This is a genomic window from Cryobacterium sp., assembly GCF_025463825.1.
In the GTDB taxonomy this organism is placed as follows: domain Bacteria; phylum Actinomycetota; class Actinomycetes; order Actinomycetales; family Microbacteriaceae; genus Cryobacterium.
Genome location: NZ_JAODBG010000114.1, coordinates 1 through 26764, shown reverse-complemented (window position 1 = coordinate 26764; position 26764 = coordinate 1). Strand labels below are relative to the sequence as shown.

Annotated in this window: 25 protein-coding genes; 13 read left to right on the top strand and 12 right to left on the bottom strand. The window is 69.1% G+C overall.

Annotation, left to right across the window (positions count from 1 at the left end; genetic code table 11):
* A partial coding sequence (locus JWP54_RS14040) for a biotin/lipoyl-containing protein (protein ID WP_297373124.1) occupies positions 1-989 on the top strand: 989 nt, incomplete at its 5' end.
* Positions 990-1089: 100 nt separating this feature from the next.
* On the opposite strand, the gene JWP54_RS14035 is transcribed toward JWP54_RS14040, so the two are convergent.
* Positions 1090-2529 carry an NAD(P)H-quinone dehydrogenase gene (locus JWP54_RS14035; RefSeq protein ID WP_297373122.1) on the bottom strand — a complete coding sequence of 480 codons (1440 nt, stop codon included), beginning with the start codon at positions 2527-2529 and terminating at the stop codon, positions 1090-1092.
* 90 nt (positions 2530-2619) lie between these two features.
* Between JWP54_RS14035 and JWP54_RS14030 the strand changes: the two genes are divergently transcribed.
* Together JWP54_RS14030 and JWP54_RS14025 are read left to right on the top strand one after the other, a co-directional pair.
* Positions 2620-3453: a purine-nucleoside phosphorylase gene (locus JWP54_RS14030; RefSeq protein ID WP_297373120.1), complete on the top strand. Its 834-nt coding sequence runs from the start codon at positions 2620-2622 to the stop codon at positions 3451-3453.
* Between the two features lie 203 nt (positions 3454-3656).
* Positions 3657-5378 (top strand): phospho-sugar mutase, encoded by a 1722-nt coding sequence (locus JWP54_RS14025; RefSeq protein WP_297373129.1) that lies wholly within the window; start codon positions 3657-3659, stop codon positions 5376-5378.
* Positions 5379-5420: 42 nt separating this feature from the next.
* On the opposite strand, the gene JWP54_RS14020 is transcribed toward JWP54_RS14025, so the two are convergent.
* From JWP54_RS14020 to JWP54_RS14010, 3 genes are read right to left on the bottom strand one after another with little or no spacing between them, the layout of a single operon-like run.
* Entirely contained in the window at positions 5421-5693 is a 273-nt protein-coding gene (locus JWP54_RS14020; protein ID WP_297373118.1) for a PTS sugar transporter subunit IIB, read from the bottom strand.
* Complete coding sequence (locus JWP54_RS14015; RefSeq protein ID WP_297373116.1) at positions 5690-6172, bottom strand: PTS sugar transporter subunit IIA; 483 nt, start codon at positions 6170-6172, stop codon at positions 5690-5692. The genes JWP54_RS14020 and JWP54_RS14015 overlap by 4 nt, the downstream gene beginning before the upstream one ends.
* A 28-nt stretch (positions 6173-6200) precedes the next feature.
* Positions 6201-7295 carry an adenosine deaminase gene (locus JWP54_RS14010; RefSeq protein WP_297373127.1) on the bottom strand — a complete coding sequence of 365 codons (1095 nt, stop codon included), beginning with the start codon at positions 7293-7295 and terminating at the stop codon, positions 6201-6203.
* A 295-nt stretch (positions 7296-7590) separates the two neighbouring features.
* On the opposite strand from JWP54_RS14010, the gene JWP54_RS14005 reads away from it, so the two are divergent.
* Positions 7591-8520 carry a hypothetical protein gene (locus tag JWP54_RS14005; protein ID WP_297373114.1) on the top strand — a complete coding sequence of 310 codons (930 nt, stop codon included), beginning with the start codon at positions 7591-7593 and terminating at the stop codon, positions 8518-8520.
* Positions 8521-8633: 113 nt separating this feature from the next.
* Here JWP54_RS14005 and JWP54_RS14000 read toward each other — a convergent pair whose 3' ends face one another.
* The 7 genes from JWP54_RS14000 to JWP54_RS13970 form a co-directional block, all read right to left on the bottom strand.
* On the bottom strand, positions 8634-9947 hold the full coding sequence (locus JWP54_RS14000; protein ID WP_297373112.1) for a thymidine phosphorylase: 1314 nt from the start codon (positions 9945-9947) through the stop codon (positions 8634-8636).
* Positions 9948-10382 carry a cytidine deaminase gene (locus tag JWP54_RS13995; protein ID WP_297373110.1) on the bottom strand — a complete coding sequence of 145 codons (435 nt, stop codon included), beginning with the start codon at positions 10380-10382 and terminating at the stop codon, positions 9948-9950.
* A gap of 11 nt (positions 10383-10393) precedes the next feature.
* On the bottom strand, positions 10394-11692 hold the full coding sequence (locus JWP54_RS13990; RefSeq protein WP_297373109.1) for an ABC transporter permease: 1299 nt from the start codon (positions 11690-11692) through the stop codon (positions 10394-10396).
* Complete coding sequence (locus tag JWP54_RS13985; RefSeq protein ID WP_297373107.1) at positions 11689-12951, bottom strand: ABC transporter permease; 1263 nt, start codon at positions 12949-12951, stop codon at positions 11689-11691. The genes JWP54_RS13990 and JWP54_RS13985 overlap by 4 nt, the downstream gene beginning before the upstream one ends.
* Positions 12948-14465 (bottom strand): ABC transporter ATP-binding protein, encoded by a 1518-nt coding sequence (locus JWP54_RS13980; protein WP_297373104.1) that lies wholly within the window; start codon positions 14463-14465, stop codon positions 12948-12950. Before JWP54_RS13980 ends, JWP54_RS13985 begins: the two co-directional genes overlap by 4 nt.
* Positions 14466-14603: 138 nt before the next feature.
* Entirely contained in the window at positions 14604-15701 is a 1098-nt protein-coding gene (locus JWP54_RS13975; RefSeq protein ID WP_297373103.1) for a BMP family ABC transporter substrate-binding protein, read from the bottom strand.
* Between the two features lie 206 nt (positions 15702-15907).
* On the bottom strand, positions 15908-17029 hold the full coding sequence (locus tag JWP54_RS13970; protein ID WP_297373101.1) for a mannose-1-phosphate guanylyltransferase: 1122 nt from the start codon (positions 17027-17029) through the stop codon (positions 15908-15910).
* A 78-nt stretch (positions 17030-17107) separates the two neighbouring features.
* Between JWP54_RS13970 and JWP54_RS13965 the strand changes: the two genes are divergently transcribed.
* The 9 genes from JWP54_RS13965 to JWP54_RS13925 all read left to right on the top strand — a co-directional run bounded on the left by JWP54_RS13965 (position 17108) and on the right by JWP54_RS13925 (position 25918).
* Positions 17108-18262 carry a glycosyltransferase family 1 protein gene (locus JWP54_RS13965; protein WP_297373099.1) on the top strand — a complete coding sequence of 385 codons (1155 nt, stop codon included), beginning with the start codon at positions 17108-17110 and terminating at the stop codon, positions 18260-18262.
* Positions 18263-18435: 173 nt separating this feature from the next.
* Positions 18436-18849 (top strand): succinate dehydrogenase, cytochrome b556 subunit, encoded by a 414-nt coding sequence (sdhC, locus tag JWP54_RS13960; protein WP_297373097.1) that lies wholly within the window; start codon positions 18436-18438, stop codon positions 18847-18849.
* Positions 18850-18861: 12 nt separating this feature from the next.
* Positions 18862-19314, top strand: coding sequence for a succinate dehydrogenase hydrophobic membrane anchor subunit (locus JWP54_RS13955; protein WP_297373095.1), 453 nt, complete (start codon positions 18862-18864; stop codon positions 19312-19314).
* Between the two features lie 26 nt (positions 19315-19340).
* The gene (gene sdhA / locus JWP54_RS13950; protein ID WP_297373093.1) at positions 19341-21152 is read left to right on the top strand and encodes a succinate dehydrogenase flavoprotein subunit; all 1812 of its coding nucleotides are present in this window, start codon (positions 19341-19343) and stop codon (positions 21150-21152) included.
* Positions 21152-21913, top strand: coding sequence for a succinate dehydrogenase iron-sulfur subunit (locus tag JWP54_RS13945; protein ID WP_297373091.1), 762 nt, complete (start codon positions 21152-21154; stop codon positions 21911-21913). Before sdhA ends, JWP54_RS13945 begins: the two co-directional genes overlap by 1 nt.
* Before the next feature lie 92 nt (positions 21914-22005).
* On the top strand, positions 22006-23079 hold the full coding sequence (locus JWP54_RS13940) for a YihY/virulence factor BrkB family protein (RefSeq protein ID WP_297373089.1): 1074 nt from the start codon (positions 22006-22008) through the stop codon (positions 23077-23079).
* Between the two features lie 53 nt (positions 23080-23132).
* Positions 23133-23990, top strand: coding sequence for an exodeoxyribonuclease III (locus tag JWP54_RS13935; RefSeq protein ID WP_297373087.1), 858 nt, complete (start codon positions 23133-23135; stop codon positions 23988-23990).
* Between the two features lie 53 nt (positions 23991-24043).
* A complete protein-coding gene (trpS, locus tag JWP54_RS13930; RefSeq protein ID WP_297373085.1) occupies positions 24044-25048 on the top strand; it encodes a tryptophan--tRNA ligase in 1005 nt (334 codons plus the stop codon).
* Between the two features lie 99 nt (positions 25049-25147).
* The gene (locus tag JWP54_RS13925) at positions 25148-25918 is read left to right on the top strand and encodes an HAD family hydrolase (RefSeq protein WP_297373083.1); all 771 of its coding nucleotides are present in this window, start codon (positions 25148-25150) and stop codon (positions 25916-25918) included.
* A gap of 360 nt (positions 25919-26278) precedes the next feature.
* Here the strand turns inward: JWP54_RS13925 and JWP54_RS13920 are convergent.
* The coding region (locus tag JWP54_RS13920; protein WP_297373081.1) for an FGGY-family carbohydrate kinase at positions 26279-26764 on the bottom strand (486 nt) is incomplete at its 5' end.

Sequence of the window (26764 nt, the reverse complement as noted above, 5' to 3'; positions counted from 1 at the left end):
CGTCCAAGGCGATCCTCAGGGAGGTCGGCTACGTCGGCGCCGGCACCTGCGAGTTCCTGATCGGCCAGGACGGCACCGTCTCCTTCCTCGAGGTGAACACCCGCCTGCAGGTGGAGCACCCCGTGTCCGAGGAGGTCACCGGCATCGACCTGGTCCGCGAACAGTTCCGGCTCGCCGAGGGCGGCGCGCTCGACTACGACGACCCCATCGCCGTCGGCCACTCGTTCGAGTTCCGCATCAACGGTGAGGACGCCGGCCGCGGTTTCATGCCCGCCCCCGGCCCGGTCCACGTGTTCCGCCCCGCCGGCGGCCCCGGTGTGCGGGTGGACAGCGGCGTGCAGTCCGGAGATGTCATCTCCGGCTCGTTCGACTCGCTGCTGGCCAAGCTCATCGTCACCGGCGCCACCCGTGAACAGGCCCTCGAACGCGCCCGCCGTGCCCTGGACGAGTTCGAGGTCGCCGGCCTGCCCACGGTGCTGCCGTTCCACCGTTTGATCGTGCGCGACCCCGCCTTCGCCCCGGCGGACGGTGCCCCGTTCTCGATCTACACCCGCTGGATTGAAACCGAGTTCGACAACACCATCGACGCCTGGACCGGCACCGTCGAGGACCGCCCCCGCTCTGATGCGCGCCACAGCGTCGTCGTCGAGGTGGACGGCCGCCGCATCGAGGTCAGCCTGCCCAGCCGGCTGCTGCCGGGCACGGCATCGGAGAAGACGGCCGGCCCGGCCCCCCGGCGGCGCACGGCCGTCGGGCACGCGGTGAGCTCCGCCACCGGTGACGCCGTCAAGGCGCCCATGCAGGCCACCATCGTGAAGATCCTCGTCGCCGAGGGCGACACCGTCGTCAAGGGCGACCTGCTGCTGGTGCTCGAGGCGATGAAGATGGAACAGCCCCTCACCGCGCACAAGGACGGCGTGATCGGCGCGATCGGCGCCGACGTCGGCGCGACGGTGTCCAGCGGCCACCTGCTGATGACGGTCGGCTGACCGCCCGCACACGCATCCGCCCGGCACCTGTTCCTCGTGCGGACAACTGGTCCCGGTGTGCCGGGTGCAGTTGTCCGCGCGGGGAACTATTGGTGCTGGGTCAGTAGTGCACCTTGTGCATGGCGCGCGCGGCATCCGTGATGCAACCGGTGAGCGACGGGTAGACGGTGAACGCCTCGGCGACCTCGTCGACCGTGAGGCCGTGCTCCACCGCGAGGGTCAGCGGGAAGATCAGTTCGCTGGCCTTGGGGCCCACGATGACGCCGCCGATGACGGTGCCGGTGCCACGGGAGGCGATGAGCTTGACGAAGCCGTCCTTGATGCCCATCATCTTCGCGCGCGGGTTCGACTCGAGCGGCATCTTGTAGACCTCGCCGCGGCGCACGCCCTCTTCGATCTCCTTCTGGGTCCAGCCGACCGTGGCGATCTCCGGCTGGGTGAAGATGTTGGCGGCCACGTTGCGGATCTCGATGGGGTTCACGGCGTCGCCCATGGCGTGGTACACCGCCGTGCGGCCCATCATGGAGGCGACGGAAGCCAGGGGCATCTCCGTGGTGCAGTCGCCGGCGGCGTAGATGTTGGGGATCGACGTGCGGGCCACCCGGTTCACCCGGATGTGGCCGGACTCGTCCAACTGCACGCCCGCCTCCGCGAGGCCGACGCCCACGGTGTTCGGCACGGCTCCGACGGCGATGAGGCAGTGGCTGCCCTCGACGGTGCGGCCGTCGGTGAGCGTCACCAGCACGCCGGTGTCGGTGCGTTCGGCGGACGCGGCGCGGGACTTGTTGAGCACCACCATGCCGTTGCGCTTGAACACGTTCTCGATGACCGCGGCCGCGTCGACGTCCTCGCCGGGCAGCACCTGGTCCCGGCTGGAGACCAGGGTGACCTCCGCGCCGAGAGCCCGGTATGCGGAGGCGAACTCGGCGCCGGTGACACCGGAGCCGACGACGATGAGGTGCTTGGGCACCTGCTTGAGGTTGTACAGCTGGGTCCAGGTGAGGATCCGCTCGCCGTCCGGCATCATCGTGGGCATCGTGCGGGGGCTCGCGCCCACCGACAGCACGATGGTGTCCGCCTCGATCCGGTCGAAATCGGTGCCGGAGCCGTCGTCGCCGGTGGACACGATGACCGCGTCCCGGCCGTCCAGCCGGCCGTGGCCGCTCTGCAGCTTGACCCCGGCCTTGACGAGGCTTTCCCGCATGTCCTGGGACTGTTCCCTGGCCAGGGCGAGCAGGCGCTTGTTCACCGCGGCGAGGTTGATCGCCACCTCGGGATGCAACGGCTTGCCGGTCGTGTCGCGGACGAAGAACTGCACGCCCAAGTCGGTGGCCTCACGGATCGAGTTCGACGCCTCAGCGGTCGCGATCAGCGACTTCGAGGGCACAACGTCGGTGAGCACCGCGGCGCCGCCGACGCCGACGCGTTCGATCAGGGTCACCTCGGCGCCCTGCTGGGCACCAGCGAGGGCCGCTTCGTATCCACCGGGGCCGCCGCCGATGATGGCGATGCGTTGTTTGCGTTCGAACTCGTAAGGCATTCACTCATTCTGTCTTGCCGGTCCGTCCGCGCCAAACCACGCTCTCCTGCGGGCGGCGCGGGAAATAGCCCGGGCAATTAGAGTAGGAGGATGCTCACGACCGAGATCAATCCTCTTGACGCGCCGGAAACCAATCCGTTCGACGTAGCCAGGACCGCCGCCCAGGACATCGCCGACGCCACCGGCGTCGCACACCACGACATCGCCCTGACCCTGGGGAGCGGCTGGGGCAAGGCCGCCGACCTGATCGGTGAGACCACCCACACGATCCCCGCGCAGGAGATCACCGGGTTCAGCGCGCCGGCCCTCGCCGGCCACGGCGGCATGCTGCGCTCGGTGCTACTGCCCAGCGGCAAGCGCGCCCTCGTGATCGGCGCTCGCACGCACTACTACGAAGGCCACGGCGTGCGCCGGGTCGTGCACAGCGTGCGCACCGCCGCGGCGACGGGCGCGACGACGATGATCCTCACCAACGGCGCCGGCGGCATCCGGGAGACCTGGACGCCCGGCACCCCGGTGCTGATCAGTGACCACATCAACCTCACCGCCGATTCACCGCTCGAGGGCGCCACCTTCATCGACCTCACCGACCTGTATTCGAAGCGCCTGCGCGACCTCGCACGCGGCATCGACGCCAGCCTCGACGAGGGCGTCTACTGCCAGTTCCGCGGACCGCACTACGAAACGCCCGCCGAGGTGCAGATGGCAAAGGCCATCGGCGGCCACATCGTGGGCATGTCCACCGCGCTGGAGGCCATCGCGGCCCGCCAGGCCGGCATGGAGGTGCTCGGCATGTCGCTGATCACCAACCTGGCCGCGGGCATCCAGAAGACCCCGCTCAGCCACGGAGAGGTGCTCGAGGCGGGCCAGCAGGCCGAAGCCACCATCAGCGCCCTCCTCGCCAGCATCGTGGCCGCGCTGTGAGCCTGGGCGACGAGTCCGGCACCCCGACCGGCGAACCCCGTGCGCACGGCGCGCACGCCGCCGACGCCGAGCCGGCCGAGGTAGCCGAGGTAGCCGCCGTAGCCGCCGAGACATCCGCCGGCGACGAGCGTGAGCCGAAGACCGCCGTGCTGGAGACCGTCGAGGTGCCGGACGAGTCGGACGAGGTGCTCGCCGCCACCGCGGTGCTCGACACCACCGCCACCGACCCGGTCAACAAGCTGCTCGTGACCGCGACCGCCTGGCTCGCCCAGGACCCCGACCCGGAGACCCGCGCCGAACTGCGTCTGCTGATCCAGCAGGCCCAGGACCGGGACCCTGCCGCCGTGGCCGACCTGCACTCCCGTTTCGACGAACGCCTCGCCTTCGGCACGGCGGGACTGCGCGGCGCGATCGCCGCCGGTTCCAACCGGATGAACCGGGTGCTCGTCGGCCAGGCCGCCGCCGGGCTGGCCGCGTTCCTGCTCGCCGAGGCCGGCCGGGACCGCCCCGGCAGCATCCCGTCGGTGGTCATCGGCTACGATGGCCGCCGCAACTCGCACGTCTTCGCCACCGACACCGCCTCCATCATGGCCGGAGCCGGCGTGCGCGCCGTGCTGCTGCCCCGCCTGCTGCCCACCCCGGTGCTGGCGTTCGCCGTGCGGCACCTGGGTGTCAGCGCCGGCGTGATGGTCACGGCCTCGCACAACCCGCCCAACGACAACGGGTACAAGGTCTACCTCGGCGGCGGCGACGAGGGTTCGCAGATCGTCTCCCCCGACGACGTCGCGATCGCCACCGAAATCCAGAAGGTCGCCGACACCCTCCTGGTGACCGAGCTGCCGCGGGCGGCGTACGAGACCGCTCCGGAATCTGTTGTGCAGGCCTACGTGGATGCCACGGCCGCCGTCGGCAACGCCCCCCGCGCACAGGTCAACACCGTGTACACCGCGCTGCACGGCGTGGGCTGGGACACCACCCGCCGCGTCCTCGACGCCGCCGGCTTCGCCCTGCCGACCCTCGTCGACGCGCAGATCGCGCCCGATTCGGCGTTCCCCACCGTCGCGTTCCCCAACCCCGAGGAACCCGGCGCGATGGACCTCGCCTACGAGACCGCCCGCGAGGTGAACGCCGAGCTGATCATCGCGAACGACCCGGATGCCGACCGGCTCGCCATCGCCATCCCCGACGCCGACGAACCCTCCGGCTACCGCCGCCTGAGCGGCAACGAGGTGGGCGCCATCCTCGGGTGGCGGGCCGCCGAGCTCGCCCAGGCCGCTCCGGGAGACGGCGGCGCCGACGGCACCCTTGCCTGCTCGATCGTGTCCACGCCCGCGCTCAAGGCGGTCGCCGACGCATACGGGCTGGCATTCTCCGACACCCTCACCGGGTTCAAGTGGGTGTCCCGTGCTCCCGGCCTGATCTTCGGTTTCGAAGAGGCGCTCGGCTATCTCGTCAACCCCGGCACGGTGCGCGACAAGGACGGCATCTCCGCCACCGTGGCGCTGCTGTCCCTGGCCAGTGAGCTCAAGGCCGACGGGTCAACGCTCGCCCGGCACCTTGACGCCTTCGCCGAGAGATTCGGCTACTTCGCGTCCAGCCAGATCTCGGTGCGGGTCACCGACCTGTCCGAAATCGACCGGGTGATGGTGCGCCTGCGCGAAAGTCCGCCGGCCATGATCGGCACCAGCCGGGTCGACCACATCGACGACCTGTCCGCCGGGTTCAACGGCCTGCCGGCCAGTGACGTGCTGCGCATCGTGCTCGCCGACGACTCCCGGGTGATGGTGCGGCCCAGCGGCACCGAACCCAAGCTCAAGGTGTACCTGGACGCGCACAGCACCGTCGGCAGCCTCGCCGAACGGCGGGAGGTCGCATCCGCTGCCCTCGCCGAGCTCGACAGGGGCATGCGCGCGCTGATCGGCTGACCGGCGGCTGCGGATGCCCGGACCGGGCATCCGCTGCCGACATCAGCCCAGCGCGGTCTCGAGCTTGGCGGTGAGCTCGTCGAGGTCGAAGAAGTTGTCGATCACGATGACGTCGGCGTTGGTCTTGCCGATCGAGGGCAGCAGTTCCGACGAGGTGAGGATGACCTGCGCGTCGGCGGCGGCCAGTTTCACGCTCGCGACGTCGGCGGCGGTGACCTCAGCCTCGATGTCCAGGCGCTCCAGGGCGCGTTCGGCATTGACCTTGAGAATGGCGGACGTGCCGATTCCGACTCCGCACAGGGCGACGATCTTCATTTCTTATCCTCCGTGCTGGCGGGTTCGCCGGTTGGTGCAGTGATGCCCAGGAGTGAGCGGACGGTTACTGCGTCCGGCGCCGCCGCCAGCGCCGGGATGATGCTCGAATCGTTGAAGACGTTGGCCAGCTCGGCCACGAAGTGCACGTGCTCGTCACCGGTGGTCACCGCCAGGCCCAGGATCACGCTGACCGGGTCGTTGTGCGGATGCCCGAACGGCACCGCTTCGGCCAGCGTCACCACACTCAGGCCCTCGGTGAGCACGTCGGGGCCCGGCCGGGCGTGCGCCAGGGCCAGTCCCGGCGCGATGACCACGTAGGCGCCGAATTCCTCGATCACGGCGACCATGCGTTCGGTATAGCCGGGAGACGTGGAGCCCGACCTCTCCAACGCCGCACCCGCGGCGCCGATGGCGGCCCGCCAGTCCGGGACGTGCAGGCCGACGTCGATGGCGTCGAGGGGAAGCGGGGGAAGCGACATGGCTGCTTTCGGGTTGGGGTGGGTCGGCCTAGGCGTCGGCGAAGCCGGCGACGATGGCGTCGGCGAGTTCTTCGCGTTCTTCCAGCGGCAGGAACGCGCTCGACGCCGCGTTGAGCTGCAGGGCCTCGAGGTCGTCAAGGTCGTAGCCGAACGCATCCGTCAGCAGGGCCAGCTCGCGGCTGAGCGAGGTGCCGCTCATCAGCCGGTTGTCGGTGTTCACGGTGACCCGGAACCCGAGCTGGTAGAGCAGGTCGAACGGGTGGTCGAGGATGTCGTCGCCCCACGCGGCGATGGCACCGGTCTGCAGGTTCGACGACGGGCTGAGCTCGAGCGGGATCTCCCGGTCGCGCACCCACTGGGCGAGCGGGCCGAGGGTGACGTAGGTGTTGTCCTGGTCTTCGCGGCCGATCTCGATGTCCTCGGCCAGGCGCACGCCGTGGCCCAGGCGCAGCGCCCGGCCGTCGTTCAGGGCGCCGCGGATGCTGTTCAGGCCGTCGGCCTCACCGGCGTGCACGGTGACCGGGAGGAGGTTCTCCGCCAGGTAGTCGAACGCCACCCGGTGCTTGGCGGCGGGGAAACCCTCCTCAGCGCCAGCGATGTCAAAGCCGACGACGCCGAGGTCGCGGTGCCGCACGGCGAGTTCGGCGACCTCGAGGGACCGGTCGGCGTGCCGCATCGCGGTGATAAGCTGGCCAACCTTGATGCTGATGCCCGCCTGGGCGACCCGGTCGATGCCGGCTTCGATGCCCTCCTGCACGGCGTCGACGGCCTGGTCCAGGCTGAGGCCGGCGGTGAGGTGCTGTTCGGGCGCCCAGCGCACCTCGGCGTAGATGACGCCGTCCAGGGCGAGGTCCTCCACAAATTCGCGGGCGACGCGCACCAGGGCGTCGTGGGTCTGCATGACGGCGAGGGTGATGTCGAAGGTCTTCAGGTAGTCCACCAGGGAGCCGGAGGCGGCCTGCCCGACGAACCAGTCGGCCAGGTCGGGCTCGGTCGCCGCGGGCAGGTCCAGCCCGATCGCCTCGGCCAGCTCGATGATCGTTGCCGGCCGCAGGCCGCCGTCGAGGTGGTCGTGCAGCGACACCTTGGGCAGGGCGTTGATGCTGACGCCGCTTCCGGGCATCAGGTATTCCTCAGAGCTGGTATTCACCCTCCCAATCTATCGCCCCCGCGCCCCGCAGACCCCGGCGCCCCCACATCCGCTCCCCCGGCCGCCCGCATCCACCTGAGTTGCCAGTTCGCGCCCCCTCAACCCCACCCGAGAGGCACAAACTGGCAACTCATCGCGACACCTTCCGGCGAGTTGCCACTTCACGCCGCCACAGCACCCCGGGAGGGGCGTCAACTGGCAACTCACTGTGGGCGAGCCCGGTGGATAACTGTGACGCGCGCGAGCCGACAACTGGCACGGTACTGGTATGCGCAAGCGATCAGAGCTTCCCCGCAGCCTCGACCTTGACGGTTTCAGCCTGGCCGACGCCCGGGCGGCGGGCGTCAGCCCGAAACGCACGCGCGCCCAGGATCTGGAGATCCCCTTCCGCGGCGTGCGGGTGACGGCCGGCACCGATCGCAAGACCAATTCGCTCGCCCGGGCCTATGCCGCCCGGATGCCGGCAGGCCAGTTCTTCAGCCACAGCACGGCGGCACAACTCCTTGGTATTCCGCTGCCCCAGCGTGCAACCCGGGACACTGTTCTGCATGTCAGCGCCGTGGCACCTGACCGAGCGCCGCGGGTGAACGGCGTCATCGGCCACACCGTCAGCGTCCGGTCCGAGTTGTGGATCGGCGACGGGCTCACCGTGTCGAGTCCCGTCACAACATGGTGCGACCTCGCAATCACCCTGGACCTGGACGATCTCATCGCCGCCGGTGACTACCTGCTCGGCGCGCTTGATCCGCCCGCCACGCTGATGGAACTCACGAATGCCGTCACCGACCGGTTCGGGAATCGCGGTACCCAACGGCTGAGGCAGGCCCTGCTTTGGGTGCGCCCCCGGGTGGAGTCGAGGCAGGAGACCCGGCTACGGCTCCTGATCGTTCGAGCGGGTTTCCCCGAGCCCGAGACCAACGTCTACCTCCGCCTGCGGCCGGGGCGCAAGAGAGTGCGCGGCGACCTCGTCTACGAAGAGTATCGCGTGCTGGTCGAGTACGACGGCGAGCAACATCGAATCGACAACGCTCAATACTCGCGTGACCTGGAGCGTCTGGACGACGTCATGGCCGACGGTTGGCGGGTCATTCGAGTGCTGAAGGACACCCCGACATCGGAGATCCTGGCCCGGCTGGACGATGCCCTCCGCTCTCGCGGGTGGCGCCCGAACCACATCGCCGCCCGACGTGCCACTTGACGCCCACTCGAGGCGCACAACGGGGCACCAGCTGGCAACTCACAACGTGTCGGTCAGTTGAGGCCCCCTCGCGACGAGCGTAGGGGCCTCAAGTGGCACGTCGGCGCGCGGGGCTAGCGGGTGATGCGCTCGGCGATCAGGGGGCCGCCGTCGAGGATCGGGTCACCGGGAGTGCCGATGCGCCAGGCGCCGTCGACGGCCTCGAGGGCCCGGGCGAAGCGCTCCGGCTCGTCGGCGCTGAGGGTGAAGAGGGGTTCGCCCTTCCGCACGGTGTCGCCGGGCTTGGCGTGCAGGTCGATGCCAGCGGCGTGCTGCACCGGGTCCTGCTTGCGGGCCCGGCCTGCGCCCAGGCGCCAGGCGCCGATGCCGAACGGCAGCGCCTGCTGCTCGACGAGCACGCCGTCGCGGTCGGCGAGCACGGTGTGGGTCTCGCGGGCGATGGGCATCGCCGCGGTCGGGTCGCCGCCCTGCGCGCGGATGACCGCGTTCCACTTGTCCATGGCACGGCCGTCCTTCAGTGCCGCCTCCACGTCCACGTCGGGCCGGCCGGCCAGGGCCAGCATCTCCCTGGCCAGCGCCACGGTGAGCTCCACCACGTCGGCGGGGCCGCCGCCGGCGAGCACCTCGAGCGACTCGCGCACCTCATTGGCGTTGCCGATGGCCAGGCCGAGCGGCACGTTCATGTTGGTGAGCAGGGCGGATGTGGCCACCCCGGCGTCCTCGCCCAGCGCCACCATGGTGCGGGCCAGTTCGCGGGAGCGCTCGATGTCCTTCAGGAACGCGCCGGAGCCGAACTTCACATCGAGCACCAGAGCGCCGGTGCCCTCGGCGATCTTCTTCGACATGATCGACGAGGCGATCAGCGGGATCGCCTCGACGGTGCCGGTGATGTCGCGGAGGGCGTAGAGCTTGCCGTCGGCGGGAGCGAGGCCGCTGCCCGCGGCAGAGATGCAGCCGCCGAGATCCTGCAGCTGCTGGAACATCTCCTCGTTTCTGAGGTTCGCGCGCCAGCCGGGGATGGACTCGAGCTTGTCGAGGGTGCCACCGGTGTGGCCGAGGCCGCGGCCGGAGAGCTGCGGCACCGCGGCACCGAACACGGCGACGAGCGGCATCAACGGCAGGGTGATCTTGTCGCCCACTCCCCCGGTGGAGTGCTTGTCGGTGGTGGGCTTGCCGAGGCCTTCGAAGCTCATCCGCTCGCCCGAATTGATCATGGCCATGGTCAGGTCGCGGATCTCCCGGCGGGACATGCCGTTGAGGAAGATCGCCATGGTCATGGCGGCCATCTGCTCGTCGCCGACGTAACCGCGGGTGTACGCGTCGATCAGCCAGTCGATCTGCGGCGTGGAGAGTTCACCCGCATCCCGTTTCGCGTGGATCAGGTCCACGGCGTCGAAGGCTTCGATGGTGCGGCCGGTGGTGCTCATTTAGATGTCTTCCCGATAGGCGGCGAGCTGGCGAGGCCCGAAGGCATCCGGCAGGACCTCGTCGATGGTGCGGACGCCGGAGACGGTCTCCAACAGCATGCCTGGTGCGGAGTGTTCGTAGAGCAGTTGGCGGCAGCGGCCGCAGGGCATCAGCGTGTTGCCGTTGCCGTCGACGCAGGAGAACGCCACGAGTTGGCCGCCGCCGGTGAGGTGCAGCACGGACACCAACGCGCACTCGGCGCAGAGGGTGAGGCCGTAAGAGGCGTTCTCCACGTTGCAGCCGCTGATGATGCGGCCGTCGCTGACCAGCGCGGCGGCGCCGACGGGGAACCTGGAGTACGGCACGTACGCGTGCGTCATCGCCTCTGCGGCCGCCGTGCGCAGCGTCCCCCAGTCGATGTCGCCGGATGCGGGCGTCAGGGTGAGATCGGTCATCGGCGTTCCCGTCACGATTTTCGATAGGGTTTGCCGGATGCCGCCGGGCCCCTGGACTGGCCCACCAGGCCGGCCACGGCGAAGATCGTGACCAGGTAGGGCAGCATCAGCATGAACTCGCTGGGCACCGGCGAACCGATGATGCTCAACACGTTCTGCAGGTTGCTGGCGAAGCCGAACAGGAGGGCGGCCAGGGTGGCCCGGATCGGGTCCCACCGGCCGAAGATCACCGCGGCGAGGGCGATGAAGCCGGCGCCGGCGGTCATCTCCTTGCCGAAGGCACCGACCGAACCGAGGGTGAAGTACGCGCCGCCGAGGCCGGCTACGGCGCCGGCGAGGGACACGTTCCAGAACCGGGTGCCGGTGACGTTGATGCCCACGGTGTCGGCGGCCTGCGGGTGCTCGCCCACCGAGCGGAGCCGCAGGCCCCACTTGGTGTGGAAGATGCCGACATACACTGCGGCGACGGCGATGTACATGATGTAGACGATCAGCGTCTGCCGGAAGAACACCGGCCCGATGATCGGGATCTCGCTGAGCAGCGGGATGTTGATCCGCTCGAATTTCGGCGGCTGGTTGAGCAGCGCCGCGTTGGGAGCCAGCACCTGGGAGAACAGGAACCCGGTGAGGCCGGTGACGAGCACGTTGAGCACCACACCCACGATGACCTGGTCGACGAAGTACTTGATCGAGAACGCCGCGAGCACGAAGGACACCAGCATGCCGGCGATCATCGCGGCCAGCAGGCCGAGCAGCGGCTGCTGGGTGACGGACGCCACGACCGCGGAGGTGAACGCCCCGGCGAGGAGCTGGCCCTCGATGGCCACGTTGACCACGCCGACACGTTCGGAGATGACCCCGCCGAGCGCGCCGAAGATCAGCGGCACGGCCAGGCTCAGCGAGCCGAACAGCAGCCCCGGCACGGGAATGCGGGCGTCGGCGGAGGCCCAGACGAGGAATCCGATCAGCAGCAGCACCCCGAAGAGCGCGATCAGCCACACCGGCACCTTGCGGCGGGTCTGCACCATCCACGCGCTGACCGCGGTGAGGGCGGCGAGCAGGATGCTGATGACCACGCCGGTCTCCCGGGTGGGCAGGAGCACATCCGGCAGCTGGATCAGGTCGCTGGAGGTGGAGAGCGCCATGGTGCTGGTGCCGGAGCGGCCGAAGACGATGAGCAGCAGGATGCCGAGCACCGTGAAGACGCCGAGCACGACGGGCACCTTCCAGCTCTTGATCACGGTGGTGGCGGGGCCGTCGTCGGGTTCGACGGGCTGGGTGGGCTGATTCACGGGAGCGATGGTGCTCATTTCGCCGTCACCTCCTGGGTCACGTTGGGGACGGGTCTCCTGCGGGGAGCGCCGGGCGCCGGCAGGCGGAAGATCGCCCGCACCAACGGCGGTGCGGCGATGAAGAGCACGATGAGGGACTGCACGACCAGGACGATGTCGATGGGCACGCCCTCCGCGGCCTGCATCGAGAAGCTGCCGGCCTTGAACGCGCCGAACAGGATGCCGGCGGCGAAGACGCCCCACGGCTTGGACCGGCCCAGCAGCGCCACGGTGATGGCGTCGAAGCCGATTCCGGAGTCGATGCCCGCGCCGAAGCCGCTGGTCGTGGTGCCGAGCACCTGGTTGATCCCCGCCAGGCCGACGAGCCCGCCGGAGAGCAGCATCGCGTACACATACATCCGCTGCACGCTGATGCCCGCGACCCGGGCCGCGTTGGGGTTCTCGCCGACGGCGCGGAACTTGAAACCCAGGTTGGACCGGCTGAGCAGCCACCAGGTGAACACGGTGGCCGCGATCACCAAGATGAAACCGAAGTGCAGGCCGTAGTTGGGGCCGAGCAGGTCGAAGAAGACCGCGGTCTCCTTGCTGGCCGGGCTCTTCGGGTTGTTCGAGCCGGGAGTCTTCAGGAATCCGTCCCGGAGCAGGTAGCTGACCAGGTAGAACGCGACGTAGTTGAGCATGATCGTGGTGATCACCTCGTGCGCGCCGGTGCGGGCCTTGAGCAGGCCGACCAGCCCGCCCCAGAGGGCGCCGCCGAGCACGCCGGCCACGAGGGCGGCGATCATGTGGATGCCGGCGGGCAGTTCGAGGGCGAAGGCGACCCAGCCGCCGAGCGTTGCGGCGATGAGCATCTGGCCACGGCCGCCGATGTTGAACAGGCCCACCCGGAAGCCGAGCGCGACGCCCAGGCCCGCGGCGATCAGCGGGGTGGCGTAACCGAGCGTCTGCGTGAACGGCTTGATGCCGTCGGCGAAGCCGGGCCGGCGGAAGTTGTACACCGACCCCTGGAACAGGGCGGAGTATGCGCCGGAGACGGCGTCCCACACGGCGCTGAGCATGTCGCCGGGGCGGGAGAAGAAGTAGCCGGCGGTTTCCTGCACGGTCTGGCTGGTGAACGCGATCATGACGGCGCCGACGAGCAGGGCGAGCACCACGGCGAGAACGGAGATGATCGCGTTGCCGGTGGTGATCTCCCGGAACACGTTGTGCCACCGGGACGGTTCGGTCGGTTCGGCCGCCGACGCGGGGGTCGTGCCGGGCTGCTGAGCGGCGCTCATGCTGCGACTCCTTCTGCGGGGGTTTCGCCCGCCATCATGAGACCCAGGACGGATCGGGGGGTGTCGCCGGGGACGATGCCGATGATGCGACCGCGGTACATCACCATGATCCGGTCGGCGAGGGCGGCGACCTCGTCGAGTTCGGTGGAGATCACGATCACCGGGGTGCCGGCATCCCGGGTCGCGACGATGCGTTCGTGCACGAACTCGATCGAGCCCACGTCGAGGCCGCGGGTGGGTTGCGCGGCGACGAACAGGCGCAGATCCCGGCTGAGCTCGCGCGCGAGCACCACCTTCTGCTGGTTGCCGCCGGAAAGGCGCCCCACGGGGGTGTCGATGCCCTGCGAGCGCACGTCGAACTCCTTCACCTTGGTGCGGGCGAAGTCGGCGAGGAAGGACAGCTGCAGGGTGAACCGTTTGACGAACGGAAGTCTGTTGGAGCGGTCGAGCATCAGGTTCTCGGCGATGCTGAACCCGCCGACCAGGCCGTCCCGGTTGCGATCCTCGGGCACGAATCCGACACCGGCGTCGAGCACCTGGCGCACCGAGTGGCCGCAGAGGGACGTGCCGTCGAGGGTGATCTCGCCCAGGACCCGGGGCTGCAGGCCCATCAGTGCTTCGGTCAGCTCGGTTTGCCCGTTGCCCTGCACGCCGGCGATGGCGAGGATCTCGCCCACCTTGACGTCGAAGCTGACGTTGTCGACCAGGACCTGTCCGTGCGGGTCGATCACGGACAGGCCGGTGACGACGAGCGCGGCGGCGCCGGGGGTGGCGGGGGCCTTGTCGACGGTGAGGTCGACGGCTCGGCCCACCATCAGGGTGGCGAGCTCTTCGTTGCTCGCGGTCGGTGCGGCTGTGCCGACGACCTTGCCCAGGCGGATGACGGTGATGCGGTCGGCGACTTCGCGTACCTCCCGCAGCTTGTGGGTGATGAAGACGATGGAGGTGCCCGCGGCCTTGAGCTGGCGCATGATGTTCATCAGCTCGTCGGTTTCCTGCGGGGTGAGCACGGCGGTCGGTTCGTCGAAGACGAGCACCTTCGCGTCCCGGGAGAGCGCCTTGATGATCTCCACCCGCTGCTGCACACCGACCGGCAGGTTCTCGACGAGGGCGTCGGGGTCGACGGAGAACCCGAACCGGTCGGAAATCTCACGGACCCGTTTGCGGGCGGCCGCGAGGTCGAGGCGACCCCCGAGGGTGGTCTGCTCGTGGCCGAGCATCACGTTCTCGGCGACGGTGAAGACCGGGATCAGCATGAAGTGCTGGTGCACCATGCCGATGCCGGCGGCCATGGCGTCGCCGGGGCCGGCGAAGTGCTGGGCCACATCGTCGAGCAGGATCTCGCCCTCTTCGGCCCGGTAGAGGCCGTAGAGCACGTTCATCAACGTGGACTTGCCCGCGCCGTTCTCGCCGAGCAGCGCGTGGATTTCGCCCTCCTCGATCGTGAGGTTGATGTCGTCATTGGCAACCAGGGCACCGAATCTCTTCGTAATGCCGCGAAGTTCGAGCTTCATAGTCTTCGATTCTATTGAGGTACTGCCCGGCCGGGTCCGGTCGCCGTGCGCACGTCAGCACAGAACGGGGAGGCCAGCGAAACGCTGACCTCCCCGACTGTGCCGTGTTGCTACGGCGTGCTGGTGACGACGTGCTGGTTACGGCGTGGCTTCGGACTCGACGACGATGTCGCCGCTGATGATGCTCGCCTCGATCTCGTCGAGCTCGGTCACGAGCGCCGGGTCGACCTTGGACTCCCAGTCGTGCAGCGGGGCCAGGCTGACGCCCTCGTTCTCCAGGGTGCCCACGTACGGGTCGGAGGAGAAGTCGCCGCCGGCGGCGTCGGTGATGATCGTCTCGGTCGCGTCCGTCATCGACTTCATCACGGAGGTGAGGTAGAGCTCGGCGAACTCGGGCGTGGTTTCGAACAGGTCGCTGTCGACACCGACGATGGCGACGTCCTTGCCGGACTCGTTGATGGCCTGCGCGGTGCCCTGGAACAGCGGACCGGCGACCGGGAGGATGATGTCAGCACCCGCGTCGATGAGGCCCTGGCTCAGGGTCTTGCCGGCGCTGATGTCATCGAAGCCACCGGCGAAGAGACCTGACTGGCTGGCCTTGTCCCAACCGGCGAGCTTGACGTCGGTGCCCTTTTCGGTGTTGTAGTGCGCGATGCCGTCGGCGAAGCCGTCCATGAAGATGGTGACGGAGGGGTACTGCATGCCGCCGAAGGTGCCGACGGTGCCGGTCTTGCTGGTGCCGGCGGCGAGGTAGCCGGCCAGGAAGGCGGCCTGCGCGGTGTCGTAGAGGACCGGCTTGACGTTGTCGAGCGTCAGCGGGCTGAAGTCGTCGTTGGAGAGCGCGGAGTCGATGATCGCGAACTGGACGTCCGGGTTGGCCTGGGCGGCGTCGCGGGTGGCGTTGGCCAAGGCGAAGCCGACGGTGAGGATGAAGTCGCAACCCTCGTCGACCATGCTGGTGACGTTACCGGCGTACTGGTCCTCCGAGGTGGACTCGGCCTGGTTGAATTCCACGCCCAGCTCGTCCGCGGCGTTGGAGATGCCCTCGAAGCTGGACTGGTTGAAGGACTTGTCGTCGAAGCCGCCGAAGTCGGACACGATGCAGGGCAGGAAGTCCGCCGCCGCCGCGTCGCCGCCGCCGTCGTCGGTGGGGGCCGGCGCACACGCCGCGAGCAGAGCGAGAACGCCGAGAGAGGCAAGGCCGCCGAGCGTTGCCTTGCGGGTCGTGATTGTCAAGATTGACCTCCAGATGAGGCCCGGCGGGAGATCGCACGGGCGACTATATGGATTACACGTTACCCAGAAGACCCCTGCTCAGATGAGCAAAGCGACACTGTAGCCAAATGGTTATCAAGCCGCGACATTCCGGAAATCGGAACGACACAAACTGTCATCTACCGGGGCAATTGCTGAGAAGGCCTCGGCGAAGCGTCTCGGGCCCGCTACAGGACGTCCGAGCTGCCGGACAAGCGGAGCGCGTCGACGACGGCCTTGACCTTCTGGGCGTTCGCGCTCGTGGTCACCAGCAGCGCATCCGGGGTGTCGACCACCACGATGTCCTCGACCCCGATCAGGGCGATCATGCGCTTGGTGTGGCTGACGACGATGCCGCTGGAGGAGTCCGCGAGGACGCGGGCGCCCTCGCCGAGGATCGCGAGGTCGCGCTTGCGCCCGTTGGCGTGGATCTTTGCGATCGACGCGAAGTCTCCCACGTCATCCCAGTCGAACTGACCGGGGATGACGGCGAGCTTGCCCTGCGCGGCGGCGGGCTCGGCCACCGAGTAGTCGATGGCGATCTTCTTGAGCTTGGGCCAGACCTGGTCGACGACGGCGCCGCGGCTGGGGGTGTCCCAGGCCTCGGCCAGCTCCAGGAGCCCGGCGAGCAGTTCCGGTTCGTTCGCGCCGATCTCCTCGAGCAGCCGGTCGGCGCGGGCGATGAACATGCCGGCGTTCCACAGGTACTGCCCGCTGGAGAGGTACCGCTTGGCGGTGGCGATGCTGGGCTTCTCCACGAAGGAGTTCACCGACTGGGCGCTCGGGGCGCCCTCGATGTTCAGGTTCGCGCCGGTCTTGATGTACCCGAAACCGATCGCCGGCTCGGTGGGCTGGATGCCGATGGTGACGATGAGGCCAGTGTCGGCGGCGGCGATCGCCTCGACGACCGCCTGGCGGAAGGCGGCGGGACCCTTGATGACGTGGTCGGCGGCGAACGAGCCGATGATCACGCCGGGTTCGCGGCGTTCGAGGATCGCGGCGGCCAGGCCGATGGCGGCGGAGGAGTCGCGCGGTTCGCTCTCCAGCACCACGTTGAGGTCGGCCAGCTCCGGCAGCTGCTCCTCGACGGCGGCGCGGTGCGCCCGCCCGGTGACGACCATGACGCGCTGGTCGCCGGACAGCGGCGCGAGCCGGTCCCAGGTGGCGCGCAGCAGCGTCTGGCCGCTGCCGGTGAGGTCGTGCAGGAACTTAGGGGCGTCAGCGCGCGAGAGCGGCCACAACCGTGACCCGATCCCGCCAGCGGGGATGACACTGTAGAAGCGGCTGAGGGCGTCGCTGGAGGTAGGCATTGCGCCAGACTACCGGTCCAGACCCCCTGTTCATGATGGGTTCACCGGGCGGCCGCCCGCGCTGCCTACTCTGACGGCATGAGGGTTGCCGTCGTCAGCGAAAGCTTCCTCCCCACGGTCAGCGGGGTCACCACGAGTGTCTGCGAGGTTCTGGGCGAACTGCGCCGACAGGGGCACGACGCCCTGGTCATCGCACCGTCGGGGGCCCCGGCGAGCTACGCCGGTTTTCCGGTGCACACCGTGCCCGCCGTGTCCTACCGGCAATTCCCGGTCGGGCTGCCGGGTCCCCGGGTGCTGCGGCTGCTCGCCGATTTCCAGCCCGACGTGCTGCATGCGGCATCACCGTTCCTGCTCGGCGCGCAGGGCATCGCGGCCGCCCGGCGGCTGGGCGTGCCGAGCGTGGCGGTGTTCCAGACGGATGTGGCCGGTTACGCGCACCGTAACCACCTCGGCCAGGCCACCGGGCTGGCCTGGCGGTTCGTGAAGTGGGTGCACGACGGCGCCGACCTCACCCTGGTGCCCTCCGAGGCCTCGATGAGCGCTCTGCGCCGCATCGGTGTCGCCCGCCTGGACCGCTGGGCGCGGGGCGTGGACCTGGCCGGCTACCATCCCAACCATCGCCGCGACCCGCGGGCGGTGGCGCTCCGGCGCCGGCTCGCCCCGGCCGGCGAAGTGGTGGTCGGTTACGTGGGCCGGATCGCGCCGGAGAAACAGGTGGAGCGGTTCCGGGCGCTGCGGGGCCTGCGCGGGATCAGCATCGCCCTGGTCGGCGGCGGCCCGGCCACTCCCCTGGTCGCCCGCGCGCTGGCCGGGCTGCCGGTCACCTGGCTCGGCCGGCTGGCCGGGGAGGAGCTCGCCCACGCCTACGCGGCCTTCGACGTCTTCCTGCACGCCGGCACCGAGGAGACCTTCGGGCAGACCCTGCAGGAAGCGCACGCCGCCGGGCTGCCGGTGGTGGCGCCACGCGCCGGCGGCCCGATCGACCTGGTCCGGCACGGCACCGACGGGTTCCTCTTCCACCCCGACGACGACGCGGACCTCCGCCGCCACGTGGCCGCGCTCGTGGCCGACGAGCCGCTCCGGCTCCGGATGGGCGAGGCCGGCCGGCGGGCGGTGCTCGGCCGCAGCTGGGAGAGCGTCTGCGGGGTGCTGTTCGAGCACTACCAGACGGTCATCGACGAGAGCCTCTCCCGTCGCGCGGAGACACTGGTCCCGCTCGCGCAACGGCGCTAGGTGCATCCGGCCGGAAATCGCCGGGCCTTAAGCCTCTGGCCGTGCCCGGCCGCGTGCGGTTAGGCCTACCTAACCGACTTATGTCGTTGTCGAGACATACAATGGACGAACGTGTTTGTTCAACGATGACGCCTCGTTCGCAGGGGCCGCGACTCAGCCAGGGAGGGTTGGTCATGCCAAAATCGGCAGGGACCCTGACAGCTCAGCGGAGGACGACGTCACGTCGCCCGGCCGGAACGCTCTACCGTGGCCGTGAGGGCATGTGGTCGTGGGTGTTGCACCGCATCACCGGGGTGGCGATCTTCTTCTTCCTCCTCGTGCACATCCTGGACACCGCCCTCGTGCGGGTCAGCCCCGAGGCCTACAACGCGGTGATCAGCCAGTACCAGACGCCCATCATGGGCCTGGGCGAGGTCGCCCTGGTCGGCGCGATCGTGTTCCACGCCTTCAACGGCCTGCGCATCATCGCCATCGACTTCTGGAACGCCAAGTACCAGCGGGTGCTGTTCTACGTCGTGATCGGCCTCTGGGTGGTCACGATGCTCGCCTTCGTGCCCCGTCACCTCATCAACGTGTTCAGCCACTAGGAGGACGAGATCATGACATCGGCACTCGCCGCCCCCCGCAGCCCGTACGCCCGTGCCCCGCGTAAGAACGGTGTGAACTGGGAGAAGTGGGGCTGGCTCTACATGCGCGTCTCCGGCATCGTGCTGGTCGTGCTGATCTTCGGCCACCTGTTCGTGAACCTGATGGTCGGCGAGGGCGTCAGCGCCCTGAACTTCGCCTTCGTGTCCGGCAAGCTCGCGAACCCGTTCTGGCAGTGGTGGGACGTCGCCATGCTCTGGCTCGCCCTGATCCACGGCGGCAACGGCATGCGCACCCTCGTGAACGACTACGCCACCACGCGTGTCGCCCGCGGCATCCTCAAATCGGCGATCCTCGCCGCGGTGGTCATCCTGATCGTGCTCGGCACGCTCGTGGTGTTCACCTTCGACGCCTGCCCGGCCGGCCAGCCTGCCGACCTTCTGCCCACTTTCTGCCAGGCCCTTTAGGCCTACGAGGAGCTGCAAAAACTTTCATGACGGATGCACCTGTGACCAACCCCGAAACCACCATCGTCGATGGGGTGCACTACCACCAATTCGACATCGTGATCATCGGAGCGGGAGGAGCGGGCATGCGAGCCGCCATCGAGGCCGGCCCGAACGCATCCACCGCAGTGATCTCGAAGCTCTACCCCACCCGCTCGCACACCGGTGCGGCGCAGGGCGGCATGGCTGCCGCCCTGGCGAACGTGGAGGAAGACAACTGGGAGTGGCACACCTTCGACACCGTCAAGGGCGGCGACTACCTCGTCGACCAGGACGCGGCGGAGATCCTCGCCAAGGAAGCCATCGACGCTGTCATCGACCTCGAGAACATGGGCCTGCCGTTCAACCGCACCCCGGAGGGCAAGATCGACCAGCGCCGGTTCGGCGGCCACACCCGTGACCACGGCAAGAGCCCGGTGCGCCGCGCCTGCTACGCCGCCGACCGCACCGGCCACATGATCCTGCAGACGCTGTACCAGAACTGCGTCAAGCGCGGCATCAATTTCTTCAACGAGTACTACGTGCTCGACCTGATCATGACCAACGTCGACGGCGTCGACCAGCCCTCCGGCGTGGTCGCCTACGACCTCGCCAGCGGGGAACTGCACGTGTTCTCCGGCAAGGCGTTCATCTTCGCCACCGGCGGCTTCGGCAAGATCTACAAGACCACCTCCAACGCGCACACCCTCACCGGCGACGGCGTCGGCATCATCTGGCGCAAGGGCCTGCCGCTGGAGGACATGGAGTTCTTCCAGTTCCACCCGACCGGGCTCGCGGGCCTGGGCATCCTGCTCACCGAGGGTGCCCGCGGTGAGGGCGCGATCCTGCGCAACGCCTCCGGCGAGCGGTTCATGGAGCGTTACGCGCCGACCATCAAGGACCTCGCCCCGCGTGACATCGTGGCCCGTTGCATGGTCAAGGAGGTCGCCGAGGGCCGCGGCGCCGGCCCCAACAAGGACTACGTGTACCTGGACTGCACCCACCTGGGTGCCGAGGTGCTCGAGACCAAGCTGCCCGACATCACCGAGTTCGCCCGCACCTACCTCGGCGTCGACCCCGTCACCGAACCGGTGCCCGTGATGCCCACCGCGCACTACGCCATGGGCGGCATCCCCACCAACGTGAAGGCGGAGGTGCTGCGCGACAACACCACCGTCGTGCCCGGCCTGTACGCCGCCGGCGAATGCGCCTGCGTCTCGGTGCACGGCTCCAACCGGCTCGGCACCAACTCGCTGCTGGACATCAACGTGTTCGGCAAGCGCGCCGGCAACAACGCCGTGGAGTACGTCAAGACGGCCGAGTTCGTGCCGCTGCCCGCGGACCCGGCCAAGTTCGTGCGCGAACTGCTCGCCACCATCCGCACCTCCACCGGCACCGAGCGCATCGCGGTGCTCCGCCGCGAGCTGCAGGAGGTCATGGACGCCAAGGCCCAGGTGTTCCGCACCGACGAGTCCCTGCGCGAAGTGACCGAGATCATCCACACCCTGCGCGAGCGCTACAAGAACATCGGCGTGCAGGACAAGGGCCGCCGGTTCAACACCGACCTGCTCGAGGCCGTGGAGTTGGGCTTCCTGCTCGACCTGGCCGAGGTGGTCGTGTTCTCCGCCCGCAACCGCAAGGAAAGCCGCGGCGGCCACATGCGCGACGATTTCCCGCTGCGCGACGACGTGAACTACCTGCAGCACACCATGGCCTACCTGTCGGGCGACGCCCTGTCGGCGGATGCCGCCGACCACATTTCGCTCGACTGGAAGCCCGTGACCATTACGCGCTACCAGCCGATGGAGAGGAAGTACTAGTGAGCACCCCCACCCTCGAGAAGCCCCCGGCAGTTCCCGAAGAGATCCAGTCGTTCACGGTCACCCTGTCGGTGCGCCGGTTCGTACCGGAGACCGACGAAGAGCCGCACTGGGAGAACTACGACGTCCAGATGTACGCGACGGACCGCATCTTGGACGCGCTGCACAAGATCAAGTGGGAACAGGACGGCTCCCTGAGCTTCCGTCGCTCCTGCGCGCACGGCATCTGCGGTTCGGACGCCATGCGGATCAACGGGCGCAACCGCCTGGCCTGCAAGACGCTGATCAAGGACCTCGACATCACCAAGCCCGTCACGGTGGAGGCCATCAAGGGCCTGCCGCTGGAGAAGGACCTGATCGTGGACATGGAGCCGTTCTACGCCTCCTACCGCGAGGTGCAGCCGTTCCTGGTGGCGAACAGCAAGCCGAAGGACGGCAAGGAGCGCATCCAGACCGTTGCCGAGCGCGAGCGTTTCGACGACACGACCAAGTGCATCCTCTGCGCCGCGTGCACGTCGAGCTGCCCGATCTTCTGGACCGACGGCCAGTACTTCGGCCCCGCCGCGATCGTGAACGCGCACCGGTTCATCTTCGACTCCCGCGACGAGAACGCCGCCGTGCGCCTCGACATCCTCAACGACAAGGAAGGCGTCTGGCGCTGCCGCACGACCTTCAACTGCACCGAGGCCTGCCCGCGTGGCATCCAGGTGACCCAGGCCATCGCCGAGGTCAAGCAGGCCATCATGCGCGGCAAGCCCTAACTTCCTTACGGGTTTCTCACGAACGGCGGCCCGTGGGCCGCCGTTCGGCGTGAACGACCGGTCCGGCGGCGTGCTCTGGCTAGGCTGGTGCGATGAAGATCGGCGACCTCGTCAAACGCGTCATGGAGTCCCGGCCGGTTCGGGTGTATACCCATTTCGGGCAGAGCCGCGGGCCGGTCCTGGCCGCCGGCATGGCCTACCAGGCGATCTTCGCGATCTTCGCCGCCCTCTGGCTGGTCTTCTCCGTCGCCGGCCTCTGGCTCGCCGGCAATCCAGCTCTGATGGAGCAGCTGTTCGTGCTCATCAACCAGTCGGTGCCCGGCCTGATCGGCGAAGGGGGCGTGGTCGATCCAAACACCCTCGTGGACACCGGCGCTCTGAGCTGGAGCAGCGCCATCGCCCTCGTCGGCTTGCTGGCCACCACCCTCGGCTGGCTGGACACCACGTCGCAGGCGGTGCGCGGCATCTTCGGGATGGGCCAGGAGACCACCTTCTTCGTGCTCGTGAAGCTGCGGGAGCTCGGCCTCGGCCTGCTCTTCGGACTCGCCCTCGTGCTCTCAGCCGTCATCTCCATCCTGAGCACCGAAGCGCTGCGCTGGTTCCTCGGTCTGCTCGGCCAGGGCACCGACTCGTTCTGGTTCATCGCGTCGACGCAGGGTGTGGCGTTGCTGATCGTGCTGATCATCGACACGATCACCCTCGCCGCCCTGTTCCGGGTGCTGTCGCACGTGCGGATCCCGCTGCGGAACCTGCTGGTCGGATCGCTCCTGGGCGCGGTGGCGCTGGGCGTGCTCAAGGTGCTCGGCGCGTCGCTGCTCGGCGGGGCGGCGAGAAACCCGCTGTTGGCGGGGTTCGCGGTGATCATCGGTCTGCTGATCTGGTTCAACCTCACGTCCACGGTCACCCTGATCTCGGCCTCCTGGATCGCGGTCGGAATGATGGACGCCGGTATCCCGCCGGCCAGCCTGAGTGCCGACGAGATGAAGAAGCTGGAAGCGGAGAAGGTTGCCCAGGCGTTGCGCCTTGCCGCCACCGTGGAACTGCGCGACGCCCTGCAGGCGCAGCAGCAGGCGGCCTGGTACCAACGCCCCGGGCGGGCGCGGCGGTTGCGGCGGGCGCAGAAGCAGGCCGAGAAGTACGGGGTGGGCGAGCCCGCCGCACGGTGACCGCCGGGCCCTCCCCCCGCACCCGTGTCAGCGGCACTCGGTAGAATCGGCCCATGCCGTCTTCTCCACACGCACCCACCACCCGCCCCCTGCGCATCGCCAGCATCAACACGAACGGCATCAGGGCGGCGTTCCGCAAGGGCATGGGCGACTGGCTCGCCACCCGCGACGTCGACATTCTCGCCATCCAGGAGGTGCGCGCGTCGACCGAAGACATCGAGGGCCTGCTCGGCCCCGAGTGGAGCATCCTGCACGACGCCGCGTCGGCCAAGGGCCGCGCCGGCGTGGCCCTCGCCAGCCGGTCGACCGCGGCGATCCACCGGGTCGAACTGGGCCACGACGAGTTCGACAGCGCCGGCCGCTGGCTGGAGGCCGACTACGAGGTCAACGGCAAAATCGTCACCGTGGTGAGCACCTACGTGCATTCCGGCGAGGTGGACACCCCCAAGCAGGTCGAGAAGTTCACCTTCCTCGACGCCATGCTCACCCGGCTGCCCGAACTGGCCGCACACAGCGATCGGGTCGTGGTGCTCGGCGACCTGAACGTCGGTCACCGCAAGTTCGACATCAAGAACTGGAAGGGCAACGTGAAGCGGGCCGGTTTCCTGCCCGAGGAGCGCGCCTACTTCGACCGGATCCTCGGTGCCGAGGACGAGGCCGACTACAACGACGGCGCGGGCCTGGGCTGGGTCGACATCGGCCGCAAGGCCGCCGGTGAGGTGGATGGACCGTTCACCTGGTGGTCGTGGCGCGGCCAGGCGTTCGACAACGACACCGGGTGGCGCATCGACTACCAGCTCGCGACTCCCGCGCTGGCAGCATCCGTTGTCAATTACGCCGTCGACCGGGCGGATGCCTACGACCAGCGCTGGAGCGACCACGCCCCGGTGGTCGTCGACTACGCCCTCTGACCTTTTTCCGGCCGTTTGCGCGGCCCCTCGACCCTGATGAAAAGACCCCACCTATGACCAAGACCCGCCTGTACTCCGGCATGCAGCCGTCCGCCGAGTCGCTGCAGATCGGCAACTACATCGGTGCGCTGCTGAACTGGAAGAAGCTACAGCAGAACCACGACGCGTTCTTCTCGATCGTGGACCTGCACGCCATCACCGTGGCGCAGGACCCCGCCAAGCTGCGCGAGAACACCCGCCGCACCGCCGCGCAGTACATCGCCGCGGGCATCGACCCTGCCGAGTCGACGCTGTACGTGCAGTCGCACGTGGCAGCGCACGCGCAGCTGGCCTGGGCGTTGAACACCCTCACCGGGTTCGGCGAGGCCAGCCGGATGACCCAGTTCAAGGACAAGTCCCTCAAGCAGGGCGCAGACGCCACCACGGTGGGCCTGTTCGCGTACCCGGTGCTGATGGCCGCGGACATCCTGCTGTTCCAGAGCGAGGTCGTTCCGGTCGGCGAGGACCAGCGCCAGCACGTGGAGCTCACCCGTGACCTGGCCGCCCGGTTCAACTCCCGCTTCGGCGACACCTTCACGGTGCCGGAGGCCTCGATCATCCGCGACACCGCGAAGATCTACGACCTGCAGAACCCGACCTCGAAGATGTCGAAGTCGGCCGAGTCGCACGCCGGCGTGATCTGGATGCTCGACGAGCCGGCCGTGACCGCGAAGAAGATCATGCGCGCCGTCACCGACGCGGAAGGCGGGGTGGTCTTCGACCGGGAGAACAAGCCCGGCGTCGCCAACCTGCTCACCATCTACTCCGTCATGGCCGAGCGCTCCGTCCAGTCGCTCGAGGACGAGTACGCCGGCAAGGGATACGGCGACTTCAAGAAGGGCCTGGCCGAGGTGGTCACCGAGACCTTCGGCGCGATCCGCGGGCGGGTGCTCGAACTGCTCGACGACCCGGCCGAACTCGACCGGATCCTCGCCGCGAACGCCGACCGCGCCGCCGCGGTGGCCGACGTGACCCTGGCGACGGCGTTCGAGCGAATGGGCTTCCTGGCGCGCCGCTGAGGCCGTGACGGTGGAGGAGCGTTCGATGGTTCGGTTCAGGTTTTCCCGGTGCTCTGCCAGGCGCCCACGCCCGCTGGGGCGGCCGCGGGAGCGCCTGCTGTGACCGGGGGTACTGCCGCGGCGGGGCCGAGCCTGGTGCTGTTCGACCTGGATGACACGCTGTTCGCGCACCGGCAGGCCGTGGCCGCCGGAATCCTCGGGCATGTCGCCGCGCAGGGCGGGAAGGGTGCGGCCGCCGACCCGCACGCCGTGGTGGCCCTGTGGAACGCGCTCGAGGAGCAGCACTACCACGCCTACCTCGCTGGGGACCTGGATTTCGCCGGCCAGCGCAGCGCACGGGCCCGGGACTTCGCGGCCGCGCACGGGGTGGACCTCACCGAGGCGGAGGCCGCTGCCTGGTTCACCGACTACTTCCTGCACTACCGGGCGCACTGGCGGTTGCACGACGACGCGTTGCCGTGCCTGGACGAGCTGGCCCGGCGCATCCCGGGCGTGCGGTTCGGGCTGATCACCAACGGTGAACTGGCCTACCAGAGTGTCAAACTGGCCGACACCGGCCTGGACGCCCGGGTGGAACACGTGGTGACCTCGGCGGAGTTCGGGCTGAGCAAGCCGCGGCCGGAGATCTTCGAGCATGCCTGCGCCCTGTTCGGCGCCGGCCCGGGCGCATCCGTCTACGTGGGCGACCGGCTGCGCACCGACGCGATCGGCGCCACCGCTGCGGGCCTCACCGGCGTCTGGCTCGACCGGCCGGGCGCGCCTCCTCCCCCGGACGCCGACCTGGCCGAGGCCCGCGAACGAGGCGTCCTGCGCCTCACGACCCTCGCCGACCTCCCCGCCCTCCTCACCGGCACTTCCGGCGCCCGGTAGCGGATGCGGCGGGCCGGGCGCCGCGCTGGGTCGACAATAACTCGAGGCGCACGAGGTACGCGGGTCGGGCGCCACTTCGCGGGTGGCACGCCACCCGCGCAACGGCGCCGCACCCGCGCGACGCGGTACGCGGGCCAGGCGCCACTTCGCGGGAGGGACGCCACTTCGCGGGAGGGACGCCACCTCCGCGAGCCACCCGCGGACCGGCGCGGCACCCGCGGAACGCGGTACGCGGGTCGGGCGCCACTTCGCGGGTGGCACGCCACCCGCGCAACGGCGCCGCACCCGCGCAGCTCAATGGAGGGCGGCGGATGCGGCGTCGGATGGAGCACTAGCGAGCACTAGCGGGGCTAGGAGGAGCTAGAGGACGTCTTCGTCGACCCAGTCGAGGGTCTTCGTGACGGCCTTCTTCCAGTTGCGGAGCAGACGGGCCCGCTCGGCTTCCTCCATGTCGGGCTCCCAGCGGGCGTCTTCCTGCCAGTTGGCGCGCAGCTCGCCCAGACCGCTCCAGAAGCCCACCGCCAGGCCGGCCGCGTAGGCGGCGCCGAGCGCTGTGGTCTCGGCGACGACCGGGCGCACCACGGGCACGCCCAGGATGTCGGCCTGGAACTGCAGCAGCAGGTTGTTGCCGGTGGCGCCGCCGTCGACCTTGAGCTCGGTCAGCGGCACCCCGGAGTCAGCGTTGACCGCGTCGATGACCTCACGGGTCTGGAACGCGATGGCCTCCAGCGCCGCCCGGGCGATGTGCCCCTTGTTGACGAACCGGGTGAGCCCGACGAGCGCGCCGCGGGCATCCGAGCGCCAGTACGGCGCGAACAGGCCGCTGAACGCGGGCACGAAGTAGGC